This is a genomic window from Pseudomonas sp. SbOxS1, assembly GCF_013416725.1.
Classification (GTDB): Bacteria; Pseudomonadota; Gammaproteobacteria; order Pseudomonadales; family Pseudomonadaceae; genus Aquipseudomonas.
Genome location: NZ_JAAVXC010000012.1, coordinates 83,522 through 96,132, shown reverse-complemented (window position 1 = coordinate 96,132; position 12,611 = coordinate 83,522). Strand labels below are relative to the sequence as shown.

General features: G+C 58.4%; 11 protein-coding genes. 3 read left to right on the top strand and 8 right to left on the bottom strand.

What is annotated here, in order from left to right; translation table 11 throughout:
* Window positions 1-616 precede the first annotated feature (616 nt).
* Window positions 617-1,567 carry a LysR family transcriptional regulator gene (locus HFK74_RS15650; RefSeq protein ID WP_180204303.1) on the bottom strand — a complete coding sequence of 317 codons (951 nt, stop codon included), beginning with the start codon at window positions 1,565-1,567 and terminating at the stop codon, window positions 617-619.
* A gap of 111 nt (window positions 1,568-1,678) precedes the next feature.
* Between HFK74_RS15650 and HFK74_RS15645 the strand changes: the two genes are divergently transcribed.
* Both HFK74_RS15645 and HFK74_RS15640 read left to right on the top strand, forming a co-directional pair.
* A complete protein-coding gene (locus HFK74_RS15645) occupies window positions 1,679-2,860 on the top strand; it encodes a fumarylacetoacetate hydrolase family protein (protein WP_180204302.1) in 1,182 nt (393 codons plus the stop codon).
* A gap of 48 nt (window positions 2,861-2,908) precedes the next feature.
* Window positions 2,909-4,696: an IlvD/Edd family dehydratase gene (locus tag HFK74_RS15640; RefSeq protein ID WP_180204301.1), complete on the top strand. Its 1,788-nt coding sequence runs from the start codon at window positions 2,909-2,911 to the stop codon at window positions 4,694-4,696.
* A 65-nt stretch (window positions 4,697-4,761) separates the two neighbouring features.
* Here the strand turns inward: HFK74_RS15640 and HFK74_RS15635 are convergent, their stop codons facing one another.
* From HFK74_RS15635 to HFK74_RS15605, 7 genes are all read right to left on the bottom strand, one after another.
* Window positions 4,762-5,673 (bottom strand): transporter, encoded by a 912-nt coding sequence (locus HFK74_RS15635; RefSeq protein WP_180204300.1) that lies wholly within the window; start codon window positions 5,671-5,673, stop codon window positions 4,762-4,764.
* A 91-nt stretch (window positions 5,674-5,764) separates the two neighbouring features.
* Window positions 5,765-6,826, bottom strand: a complete 1,062-nt coding sequence (locus HFK74_RS15630; protein WP_180204299.1) for an NADH:ubiquinone reductase (Na(+)-transporting) subunit F — start codon at window positions 6,824-6,826, stop codon at window positions 5,765-5,767.
* A 10-nt stretch (window positions 6,827-6,836) separates the two neighbouring features.
* Window positions 6,837-7,196 (bottom strand): phenol hydroxylase subunit P4, encoded by a 360-nt coding sequence (locus HFK74_RS15625; protein ID WP_180204298.1) that lies wholly within the window; start codon window positions 7,194-7,196, stop codon window positions 6,837-6,839.
* A gap of 71 nt (window positions 7,197-7,267) precedes the next feature.
* Entirely contained in the window at window positions 7,268-8,824 is a 1,557-nt protein-coding gene (locus HFK74_RS15620) for an aromatic/alkene/methane monooxygenase hydroxylase/oxygenase subunit alpha (protein WP_180204297.1), read from the bottom strand.
* Between the two features lie 56 nt (window positions 8,825-8,880).
* A complete protein-coding gene (locus HFK74_RS15615; RefSeq protein WP_180204296.1) occupies window positions 8,881-9,153 on the bottom strand; it encodes an MmoB/DmpM family protein in 273 nt (90 codons plus the stop codon).
* A complete protein-coding gene (locus HFK74_RS15610) occupies window positions 9,150-10,145 on the bottom strand; it encodes an aromatic/alkene monooxygenase hydroxylase subunit beta (RefSeq protein WP_180204295.1) in 996 nt (331 codons plus the stop codon). Before HFK74_RS15610 ends, HFK74_RS15615 begins: the two co-directional genes overlap by 4 nt.
* Window positions 10,146-10,186: 41 nt before the next feature.
* Window positions 10,187-10,441 carry a phenol hydroxylase subunit gene (locus HFK74_RS15605; protein WP_180204294.1) on the bottom strand — a complete coding sequence of 85 codons (255 nt, stop codon included), beginning with the start codon at window positions 10,439-10,441 and terminating at the stop codon, window positions 10,187-10,189.
* Window positions 10,442-10,882: 441 nt separating this feature from the next.
* Here HFK74_RS15605 and HFK74_RS15600 point away from each other — a divergent pair, with 441 nt between their 5' ends.
* Window positions 10,883-12,568 carry a sigma-54-dependent Fis family transcriptional regulator gene (locus tag HFK74_RS15600; protein ID WP_180204293.1) on the top strand — a complete coding sequence of 562 codons (1,686 nt, stop codon included), beginning with the start codon at window positions 10,883-10,885 and terminating at the stop codon, window positions 12,566-12,568.
* The last annotated feature ends 43 nt before the right edge of the window (window positions 12,569-12,611 follow it).

Here is a 12,611-nt window from a genome sequence, read left to right as displayed (position 1 = left end):
ATCCATGGCCCAGCGCGGCTAAACCGGCATCCATGCCGGTTTACCCACTGCGCAGAACCGGAACGAAGCCTCTCGAGGGGGCAAGAAAATCAAAAGCCAGATCAAGATCAAACGCGCAAGCGAGGCGGCCTTAAAGCCGACCTGATTGCAGGGGCTGTCCGCGATGTGATCGTTCCCACGCGCCGCAAAGGAATGCTGCCAGGGACGCTCCGTGTTCCGCAGACGACGCATGACGTGAGCCGTGCGCAATGGTGACGCGGAGCGTCACAGGATGCATTCCCACGCAGAGCGTGGGAACGATCAGGTTGGGGGTAACCGGAAAAGTCAGGTCGGCTTTAAGGCCGCCTCGCTTTAGCTTTTGATCTGGGTGCCCCGTTAACCACGATGGCCGAACGCAGGCATTGCGCAGTGGGNNGGCCCATCGCGGCGACCCACGGAGCAATGCCGGAGAGAGGGCATGCCGAGCCCTAGCGAGGCACCGAGTGGTGGGGCAAAGCCTTTTGCTTACTTTTTGGCGTTTGAAAAAGTGAGTCGCCGTAAGGGCGAAACCATAAGCGGCCGTTACCGCAGGAATGGATATGTACACCCCAAGTTTTCAAACACAACCCCAACGTTTTCAACCCACCGAATCCCTGGCCAGCCGCGCGTTCTCCTTCAATATCTCGGCAAACTCCAGGGCCGGCCCCAGCAGTTGCTCACCCTTGCGCGTAAGGATGCCGTAATCCTGGGGCACCAGGTGCAACGGCGTATCCAGGGTCTTGAGCTGGCCGCTCTCGAGCAACGGATCAACCATGGCATGGGGCAGCATGCCAATCATGGGCCCACGTTGCAGCACCTGCAGGAAGGTCTGCATGGAAATGGTATCGACAGTGTTTCGCGGCATGCCCACGCCAGCCTCGGCAAACGCCAGTTCCATGCGCCCGCGAATGGGGGTACCGACCGGGTAGAGAATCCACGGCAAGTCCACCAATTGCTGCAATGTGAGGGGGCCGGCACCGGCCAGCGGATGACGGTCGTTGACCACGATGCAGAACGGTTCGGGCGCCAGCGGCTGGAAGTCATAGCGCTGCTGCTGGCCTTGATCGGTGAAACGGGCGACGGCCAGGTCGAGGTTCTTTTCCTCGAGCATTTTCATCAGGTGGTTGCTGGTTTGCTCCACCACCTCGATCGACAGCAATGGCCAGCGCTCCTTGATCTGCAAGATGGCTTCGGGTAACGCCACGGCGGTGGCGGCGAAAATACCGCCAATCCTGAGGTGGCCATGCCCTCCCTCGCGCAGGCTGCTTATCTGTTCGACGAACGAGCGCGCGTCGTTCAGGGCAATCTGCGCATAGCGCAACACATGCTCACCCAGCGCCGTGGGCGGCATGCTGCGCGGCAGGCGTTCGAACAAGGCGAAGCCGAGCAGGCTTTCGATTTCCTTGAGCATCTTGCTGATGGCCGGCTGGCTGAGATTCATCTGTTGCGCCGCCAGGTGCATGTTGCGCGTGCGCCCGAGGGTGTCGATCAGCTGCAAATGCCTGAATTTGAGCCATCCGCAAAAGCTGGAGAATGAAAGTTCCGACATGGCACTCCTCGCCGAGCAATAACTGTACGTTATCGAATACTGAAATTATCTCATTGGAGTTTATCGGCTGTGCGCCCTAGCGTGAAGCCTTTACGAACCAGGAAAATTGCCATGTCGCTGATGCTTACTCCCGAAAACACCCTGCCGGTCGATGGCGTGGCCGGTACCTTGATCGGCCGTGCCTGGGTGCCAGGACAAATTGCCGGACCGTCGCCGATCGTCCTGCGCGCCGACGGCGTGTTCGACCTGTCGGAGCGCTTCGCGACCTTGAGTGACTTGCTCGAATCCGATGCCCCGCTCGCGGCAGTACGCCAGACCCCCGGTGTTTTCATTGCCAGTGTTGAAGACCTGCTGGCCAACACCGGCCCCGACGCCGACCCGTCCAGGCCTTACCTGCTGGCGCCCCTGGATTTGCAGGTGATCAAGGCGGCCGGCGTGACCTTCGCCGCCAGCATGATCGAGCGTGTGATCGAGGAACAGGCCGGCGGTGACGCTGCCAAGGCCGAAGCCGTGCGCGCCACCGTGCACGGCGTGATCGGCGACAACCTGCGCTCGATCGTACCGGGCTCGGAGCAGGCCATGCGCTTGAAAGCCTTGTTGATCGAACAGGACATGTGGTCCCAATATCTGGAAGTGGGTATCGGTCCGGACGCGGAAATCTTCACCAAGGCACCGGTCCTGGCTTCTGTCGGCAGCGGCAGCAAAATCGGCATTCACCCGGGTTCGCAGTGGAACAACCCAGAACCGGAAGTGGTGCTGGCGGTGAACAGTCGCGGGCAGATTCACGGCGCCACCCTGGGCAACGACGTCAACCTGCGCGACTTCGAAGGCCGTAGCGCGCTGTTGCTCAGCAAGGCCAAGGACAATAATGCATCCTGCTCGATCGGGCCCTTCATCCGCCTGTTCGATGAGCATTTCAGCCTGGACGATGTCCGCGCCTGCGTGGTCGACCTTGAGGTGCAAGGTGAGGACGGCTACCGCATGCACGGTTCGAGTTCCATGAGCCAGATCAGCCGTGACCCGCAGGACCTGGCCGGCCAGACCCTCAACGCCAATCACCAATATCCCGATGGTTTCCTGCTGTTTCTCGGTACCCTGTTCGCCCCGACCGAAGATCGCGATCATGTCGGCAGCGGTTTCACCCACAAGCTGGGTGACCGGGTCAGTATCAGCAGCCCATTGCTTGGCGGTTTGCACAACCAGGTGACCCACAGCTCTGAGGCAACGCCCTGGACCTTTGGCGTGAGTGCCCTGCTGCGTAACCTGGCCGCCCGTGGACTGCTTGCACGCTGATGCCCCACAAGATTGTCGATTCATCCAATTACAAGAGAGAAATGAATCATGAGTGATACGCCTGGACGTCGCCTGCGCAGCGAACAATGGTTCAACGACCCTGCCCACGCCGACATGACCGCCTTGTATGTCGAACGCTACATGAACTACGGCATGACCCGTGAAGAGCTGCAATCGGGTCGCCCGATCATTGGTATCGCCCAGACTGGCAGCGACCTGACACCGTGCAACCGTCACCATCTGGAACTCGCGCAGCGGGTCAAGGCCGGCATTCGTGATGCCGGCGGTATCCCCATGGAATTCCCCGTCCACCCGATCGCCGAACAGTCTCGCCGGCCGACCGCCGCACTGGACCGTAACCTGGCCTATCTGGGGCTGGTGGAAATTCTCCACGGCTATCCACTCGATGGGGTGGTACTCACCACCGGTTGCGACAAGACCACCCCGGCCTGCCTGATGGCCGCCGCGACCACGGATCTTCCGGCCATTGTCCTGTCTGGCGGGCCGATGCTCGACGGCTACCACAAAGGTGAATTGATCGGCTCCGGCACCGTACTCTGGCATGCGCGCAACCTGATGGCCGCCGGCGAAATCGACTACGAAGGCTTCATGGAAATGACCACCGCGGCATCGCCCTCGGTGGGTCACTGCAACACCATGGGCACGGCCTTGTCGATGAACGCCCTGGCCGAAGCGCTGGGCATGTCGCTACCGGGGTGCGCGAGTATTCCGGCACCGTATCGCGAGCGCGGGCAAATGGCCTACGCCACCGGCAAGCGCATTTGCGAGCTGGTGATGCAGGATGTCCGGCCCTCGCAGATCATGACCCGTGAGGCCTTCGAAAATGCCATCGCCGTGGCCTCGGCACTGGGGGCCTCGAGCAACTGCCCTCCTCACCTGATCGCCATCGCCCGACACATGGGCGTCGAGCTGAGCCTGGACGACTGGCAACGCATTGGCGAAGACGTGCCCTTGCTGGTCAACTGCATGCCGGCAGGCAAGTACCTGGGTGAAGGTTTCCATCGCGCGGGCGGCGTACCGGCGGTGATGCATGAGCTGCAAAAAGCCGGGCGCCTGCACGAAGACTGCGCCACGGTCAGCGGCAAGAGCATCGGCGAGATCGTCAGCAGCACGCTGACCAGCAACGCCGACGTGATCTACCCCTTTGAAACGCCGCTCAAGCACCGCGCCGGTTTCATTGTGCTCAGCGGCAACTTCTTCGACAGTGCAATCATGAAGATGTCGGTGGTGGGCGAAGCCTTTCGCAAGACCTACCTGTCCGAGCCTGGCGAGGAAAACAGCTTTGAAGCGCGGGCGATCGTGTTCGAAGGGCCGGAGGATTACCACGCCCGGATCGACGACCCGGCGCTGGACATCGATGAGCGCTGCATCCTGGTCATCCGCGGTGCAGGCACCGTGGGCTACCCGGGCAGTGCCGAAGTCGTGAACATGGCGCCCCCGGCAGCGCTGATCAAGCAGGGCATCGACTCCCTGCCCTGCCTGGGCGACGGTCGCCAGAGCGGCACTTCGGCCAGCCCTTCGATCCTCAACATGTCGCCGGAGGCTGCTGTGGGAGGTGGCCTGGCGTTACTGAAAACCAACGACCGCCTGCGCGTGGACCTTAACGCGAGATCGGTGAACCTGTTGGTCGACGAAGCCGAAATGGCCCGCCGCCGCGCCGAGTGGACGCCAAACATCCCGGCCTCGCAAACCCCTTGGCAAGAGCTGTACCGGCAATTGGTAGGACAGCTGTCAACGGGCGGCTGCCTGGAGCCAGCCACCCTGCATTTGCGGGTTATCGCCCGAAGTGGTGGCGAGCCACGCCATTCGCACTGACGGCTGTTGCACAGTCCAGCTATACCGGCACCTGCCGGTATAGCGAGGCTGAGGTGACAGGTCATTTAGAAAGGTACAGTCAGTTTCACCCAGTAAGCGTCCCCCTCTGCCCTGTTCCGTACCTGGGACTCCTGCTGCCATTTAGCCGTCAGAAACCATCCCTTATCACTCGTGTATTTCACCGAAGGCCCGATAGCGAATACCTTGCCTTTATTGTTTTTTATCGTCTCGCCATCTTGTCGGTCATCCGTGGTCTGGTGGTAAATGTAACCCCCTACCCCCACGACCCAGCCATTACCCAGCCCCCAACCTACGGCGTAATCCATATGCAGCTCCTGACCTGAGCGGTAGTCGGTATCTTTATTGCGCAGGTTGAAGTCGTACATGGTCTTGGCATCTATGTTCAGTCCGTCCGGGTCGATATAGGACACCGCTAAGACAGGCTCGATCACCCAGTAGTTACGTCCGAGATTGGCCAGGTCATTCTTGTCGTACTCGCCTGTGGGGGCGATAAAGTCCAGGGCGAGGATACTGTGAAGTTTCTCGCTGTGATGAAAACCCAGCGCCGGACCAAAAATCATATCGCCCAAGCCCTGTTTGTTTTGCGATTGCCCGTTGAGCTCAACTTTCAAATCCACCAGTGGAGCGATTGCATGGAAAGCCAGGCTCCCCCCGAACACTTGCTGCTCAGTTACCCAGATCAATCGCGGTGCAATGGCGTTGGCCCGCACGCGAAAATCCACCGGCACTTTGTCGCCGCTATTGTCACGCAGTGAATCGGCTTCGTAGTGATTGACGAAGAACTGCGAATACAAGCCCGGTGGAGGCATTGCGCCGGACATATAGTTTTCGGAACCCATGGGATAAGAGGAACCACCGTTCTCGGTGGCCTGAACCCCAATACTGGTGGCGGCTAGAATACTTAAACCGGTGTGGCACAGTTGACGCGCGCAAGTCTTCTTTGCTGCTGCTTTCATGGATGATGACCTTTTGTTGTTTTTATAGTCAGCCGCAACCCTGCTGGTCGTCGGGAAACCAGCAGGATTGGCGGTTAGGTTTGCGGTGAAATCAGATCCTTTTGAACAGTGCCGATCTCGTGCTTTCGCAGGCTCCATCGGCAGCGCTATAGAAACGCTCCATGAAAATGTCACGCTCGAACAACCGACCCTGCATCAAGCAGGTGATGGCTGAATCAATCATCACAGGCGGCCCGCACAGGTACGCCTTGCGGTTGCTGAATCGTCCCTCGAAGTGCTGTTTCGCAGCGTCATGCACGTAGCCCTTGAATCCTGTCCATTCTTCGTCGTCTGCCGCCTGGCTGAGCGCAGGCACGTAGGTGAAGTTGGTAAACTCGCGCTCCAGTTCTTCAAATAACCCGCGGTTGTAGAGTTCAGCTCGATTGCGTGCACCTTGGAACAGCACAATCTGGCGGGTATCGCCGGTCTCCAATAGATCGAGAATCATCGATTGAGGGCTCGACAAACCCGAGCCGCCGGCAATGAAAATCAAATCGCCGCTTTGCGACGTACGCACGAAAAACTGGCCGTATGGTCCGGAAAGTTCTACCGCATCACCGACGTGAAGTTCATCGTGGATCATGCTCGTAGCCAGTCCGCCGTCTACACGTCGCACATGCAATTCGACTTCATCCGCCTGCCTCGGGGTATTGGCGAGCGAGAACGCCCTCGTCCCTTCAACCCCCGGCAATTGCAGGTTGATGTACTGGCCTGCCTGGAACGCCATTGGCCGGTCGAGTTTCAGGTGGACGCCTTTGATGGTGGGCGACAGGTCCACAAGCCTGGTGACAACCGCTTGATAGTCCTCGACAGGATGTCCGAGGAAGTCCGGGTCGGCGTCGATATCCGCTTCGATCACCATGTCGCTTTGAGGAATCGCACAACAGGCGAGCACCTTGCCTTCATCCCGCTCCATGTCCATCAAGGCGAATGACGATGCCGCCCCCAGGTCTGCCTCACCTTCGAGCACCTGGACCTTGCAGGTGGCGCAGGTACCGTGGCCGCAGGCGAATGGCAGCCAGACACCCTGGCGCAAGGCTGCCTGCAGGATGGTCTGGCCCTCCTCCACCTCGATTTGCTCGCCAGTGGGTTCGATGGTTACTTGGTAGCTCATGGCCGGTTCCTCAGTTGAAAGTGCCGGCAATGCCGTTTAAGCCTGGCGTATTCATATGCAGCAGGCTTTTATGGTCTATGCCGTTATCGATCAGGCTGGCCGCGTAGTCCGGGGTGAAAGGCTGATCGTTCAATCGCCACAGCGCTTGGCTGAAGTCGACGCGAGGGGCGTCCGGGTGTTGCGCAATGGACGATTTCACCACCTGCTCGATGAACGCCCCGAACGGCATGGTCGGTGGCAATGGAAAGGTGAACGGCGCGCAGAACATCAGGTGTTTTTCCCAGCACAGGTACACCAGCTGCAGGCCATTGAAGTTGTCCTGGCTATCCAGGGGGTGGGCGCTGTAGGCGCCAATAGCAGTCACGGGCATGATGTTGTCCTTATTCTTGTCAGGTATCAGGAAGCGGGCGCGGGCACCCGCTCATCGCACAGCGCCAAGGCTCAACCGGTCTTGAGCAGATCCGGGTCGACGGGGGTCGCTGGCGCGCTGTTTCGATCGTTCGGGTGCCAGTCCTGCCAGCGTCGATGCTCAGCGGAGCCCAGGTACTCGAAGTTGTCCTCGCCGGAATTGATGTTGTAGTAATCGCGTACAACCCCCTCGACATCGCCAGCCCCACAGTTGCCCTGGAGGATCTGGTGCACCGGCAACCAGGCCTGGATGTATTTGGTGGGTTCGTACTCGAAAATGTCGCAGCAACCCTGGGAGCAGAAGTGATAACGCTCGCCCTCATGCGTGGCGCTGCGATGGCTCAAGGTCGTGAGCTCATCAGGTTCGGTAAACGACAGCGGAATCTGGCAGATCTGGCAGAGCATCGGCAGCGTCGGGTTGTAGAAGCGTTCGCCCTTCTCTTGCAGCGCACGCCAGTGTTCGAAGCGTGGGCGGTAGATCTTGTCGAAGGTGTCTGGGTATTTGGAAGACAGCCAATCCAACTCTTCGTCGGTCGGCATCCAGGTGTGGAAGTTGGTCGCCTGGCTGTACTGATAGAAGATCGACCAGGCCTGGTGGCTGATGTGATCCTTACCGATGTTGGCTTCTTCGACATGCTTTGGAGGACGGATGCCATAACGCTCCAGGTCCTTGAACAGTGCACCGCCGGCCTCTTCGAAGTACACGCCCCAGGCTTCGGACCAGGACATGACTTTGTTCGGCAGCATGTAGTCCATCATCATGCCGACCAGCGTCAGCAGGCGGTACCCGCGCCAGAACCACTTGTCGATCCAGCGCTGGATGATTGGCACGTTGTCCTCGTGCTGCTCCAGCAGGAACTTGATCACTTCAAGACCCAGGGTCATGTGCCGGGCTTCGTCGGACTGTGCGGAGAACCCGAAGGTGACCGTGGCCATGTCACCGTTGAACGCAGCACCGGACATGAACGGTACGAACAGCAGGTTGGTCAGCACGTACTCGAAGGAGAACGAGATCGCGGTCAGGAACTCGAACGGGCCCGCCGTGCGTGCGTCTTCGAAGAACGATTTGGGTACCGAGAGGAACCACACGCGGTCATGCATATGGGCAAAATCATGCAGGCCATTGAAGTGCTTGTTGTAGTGACTCATGGCGTGAATCTGAGTCTGTACGTGACGCAGTTCGTCGATAGCCTGCATCTGGCAAGCGATGCGTGCACCGGCGCCGCTGAACTGCCGACCAACCCGTGCGAACCCCTGGTAGGCCTGGTACTCCAGGGGCGTAACGCCCGACAGGAACAATTTCAGCGCATTGACATAACGGGCGTCTGACAGCGTGGTGTGGCCGTTGTTTTGCGAGAACGCATCGAAGATCGCGTAGAGCTTTTTCTCTTTTTCAGCCTGGTACTTCCAGTAGGTGTCCATGGTCAGGCGGAACGGGTCTTCCCACTTATCCCAGTCGGTAATCTTGATCCCTTCGAAACGCTCGTGTGGATAGATGTCTTCATGGGTCTGGTAGCTGGGTTCCCAGTCCAGGTCACGAGTCATGCAGCGATATTTTTCTTTGGCATTGAGGCGTTTTTTCACGGCCATGATGGCTCTCCCAGATTCTTGTTATCGAACAAACGCTAACGTCGCGATGGCAGCGTTCAGCTGTTCCAGTGCAGGGAAAAACTGTCGTCCTCTTCCTCGACGTTTCCGCCCAGGGTGATCACGTACATCAGCATTTCCTGGATATCCCATGGGGTACCTGTGATCTGCTCTATGGTTTCGCGATGAATTTCCAGGCGATTACTGGCCTCGATGCGGATCATCGATGGCTGATGCTGGACAACCGCGTGGGGGTTGTCGGCCCTGATTGCTTCCACGATCGAGCGTGCGTAATCCGTGTCTTGCAGGTTGATGTAGACGAGGGAAGTCATGCGGCAGCTCCTGTCAGGCCAATTTTTTTCAGGCGCGCGGTGAACTCTGTATGTACTTCGTCGAGTGCAGCGGCACCGAGACCCTTGGCTGCCAATGGGGCCAGGGCTTCAAGCGAGCGCTGGCTCCAGCGATCGATCCAGCCTTGCACCATCGATTTGTTTTCAGGGCTTTCGTTGATGACCGTCTTGAGCAGAGCGTCCACCCAGCGTTGACTTTCGGCAAACCACAGGCGCATGAACTCGGTCAGCATGCCGACCTGGCCAGCCCCATTGGCCGACAGATGCTCGTCGAGCTTGTGGAACATCAGTGGGTAAACCAGACCATCGCTGACGACGTTCTGCGCCACGGTCAATTCGAACCAGTCACGTATGACCAGGGTGTCTTCGACGTAGCGGCGCATGCCTTGCCAGGCAGCATCGTTCAGCCACAGCTGTTTGGCTTGCGCGAGAAGCAGGACATCGCCGTCATCGAGCATCAAGCCGATGCGCGAAAGGTATTGGGCAATGCCCAGTCGATCCATGGCCTGGAACATATGCATCTGCGTGACGCTGGTGCCGAAGCCATCGGCGGCGATGTTGCTGTTGTTCATGTTGGCGCCCAGCTCCGCATGGCGCAGAGGCAGCAACAGCGTATTGATCAGCTGGATATTCTCCGGTGACAAACCGCCGAGCATGTCGCGCTTTTCACAGAAGGCGTAATCGTGCTCGGCGTTTTCCTGCATCTTGGCCCGGGCCTGGACATAGGCACCGTAGTAGTACTGGCGCGGATCGCTGACGGCATACCAGTCGGCCATGACCACAGCGGTACGCGTGGCATCGTTGAGCAATTTGTCGGGCTGCCACAGCGGCCGGTAATGAAAGTTGGTCGCCGACTCCAGGTCGAAACTGGCTTCCTGATAACGGCTGGCAACCTTGTCGCCAAAACGGCGACGCGTATGGCTGAAGGTGTTGCGGATCGTCTCGACAGTCGTCGTCTTGATCTCGACACTCATGGAGTGGTCTCCTGTAGTTGTTGTTTTAGGTGGTGGGCGGCTTATTCAACGTCGCGGGTTTCGCCGTAACGCCACTTGCGTGCATCGGCGTCCAGGGCGTCGGACATTCGCGCGTCCATGTGTTGCACATGGTTGTTCTCGCAGAACTGCTTGAACGCTGGATGCGGCAGCACCAGCTCGACAAACAGCTCCGGGTAGCCGATTGCGAAATCGAATTCGACGAAGGCATCTTCTGGCTTGCTGCGCACGCGGATGTAGCGCGGCATTTGATCGAACGTGCTACCAGGTGGGTTCATGCTCGGGTGCTCCCCTGTTGTTATGGAGAGGGACAGAGCAACAACGGTGCCAGCCCAACCTGCGAGAAATGAACAGATGAGTAAAAACGTTATAAAACAAAAGTTTAAGATGTTCTTTAGCGTTCCATTGCTTAGGCTTGAGGTTATTTTTGAGGGACTGCCGATTTCCACGATTTGATCATTTGATCACTCTGCACCTCTGCGATTTGAGCAAATAACCAATCGGCGCTAGTCATGTCCAACAAGTGCAGGGTTATCCTTAACCCTGTGATCAAGCGCTCTGGAGGTGACTTCCAGGCAGGTTCCAGGACGCTCTGGAACTGAATTTTTTTGCGGAACGCAAGTTGCAAGAGTTCGGCTTCTGGCCCCCCCCTACGCCCCAGCCAAGGCAAAGGGGCCGAATAATCCCCACCAACAAAAAAGACTTAGGGGTGCGTGTGCATGACCATGAAATACCGAGCCTCGGAGCACTCAGTGCTGCTCAAGGACCTGACCGATCGCATTCACTTCCTCGGCAGTGAAGGCAAAATCTGGCTTGATGAACAGCGGATGCTGCTGATGCAGGCCTCATCGATGGCGTCCTTCCGTCGGGAGCTGATCGAGACGATTGGCGAAGAGCGTGCGAAGGGTTTTTTCCTTCGACTGGGCTACCAGTCCGGACTGAAAGATGCCGAATTGGCCCGCAAACTGCGCCCCAACAGCAGTGACATCGACATGTTCCTGATAGGCCCTCAGCTGCATTCGCTCAAGGGCATGGTCAAGGTGCGTCCGATCGTCATGGACATTGATATCGAGGCAGGAACCTTCTACGCCGATATCGAATGGATCGACTCGTTCGAGGTCGAGAACCACCAGGGCGAGCAACTGCATTCCGAACAACCCATCTGCTGGACCTTGCTCGGGTACGCGATCAGCTATTCGTCATTTTTCATCGGCCGCCAGATCATCTACAAGGAAGTCAGCTGCCGCGGCTGTGGCGACAGCGTGTGTCGCATCATCGGCAAGCCCGCTGAAGAGTGGGAGGACGCCGATACATTCATGCGCTACTTCCAGAGTGATCCAATCATCGATGAGTTGCGCACCCTGCAGCTTCAAGTCGACAACATGAATCAACGCCTGCAGCTGCGTGCCGGTCAGTTTTACGGGATTGGTCAATCAGCCAATTACCGCAAGACCTGCGATCTGATCGACAAGGTCGCGCCCGGGAAAGCATCCGTGTTGCTTCTGGGTGAAACGGGCGTCGGCAAGGAAGTCATCGCCCGTAGCCTGCATTTGCGCAGTGAGCGTGCGGGAGGCCCTTTCATTGCCTTGAACTGCGCAGCCATCAGCCCTGACCTGATAGAAGCTGAGCTGTTTGGCGTTGAAAGAGGTGCTTATACCGGTGCACAACAATCGCGTATGGGCCGTTTCGAGCGGGCACATGGGGGCACGCTGTTTCTCGATGAAATTATCGAGCTCACGCCACGTGCCCAGGCGAGTTTGTTGCGGGTGCTGCAGGAGGGTGAGCTCGAACGGGTGGGCGATAGCCAGACTCGACGTGTCGACGTACGTGTGATCGGAGCGACGCACGAAGACCTTGGCCAGGCGGTAAAGGATGGCAGATTTCGAGCCGACCTCTACTACCGCCTGAATGTTTATCCGGTTCGAATTCCGGCACTGCGCGATCGTCGCGAAGACATCCCGCTCCTGATTGAGCACTTCCTGGAAAAGTTGCACCTGAGCTACGAAAAAAAGACCCTCGGGCTGTCTGATCGGGCCAACGAGGCGTGCCTGCGCTATGACTGGCCGGGCAATATTCGTGAGCTGGAAAACCTGATAGAGCGTGGTGTGATCATCACCGACAACAACAAAACCATCTCGGTGGAGGCGCTCTTCCCGCACCTGTCGGTAGAAGCACTCAGCATCGGGCTGTCGAGCGATGGCAATCTGGTCAGCCAGAAACTTGAGCCTGCAGACGATTGGGTGGACAGGCTCCTCGACCTGGGGGTGAGCCTGGATGATGTGGAACAACAACTGCTACAGGGTGCCATGGATCGAGCGAATCAGAACGTATCGGAAGCCGCCCGGCTGCTTGGCATAACGCGCCCGGCGCTGGCCTATCGATTGAAGAAGCTGACCGAGGGTTAAGCATCAAGCTGAGGTTCGTACTTCGAAACGGAGCACTGCGAGT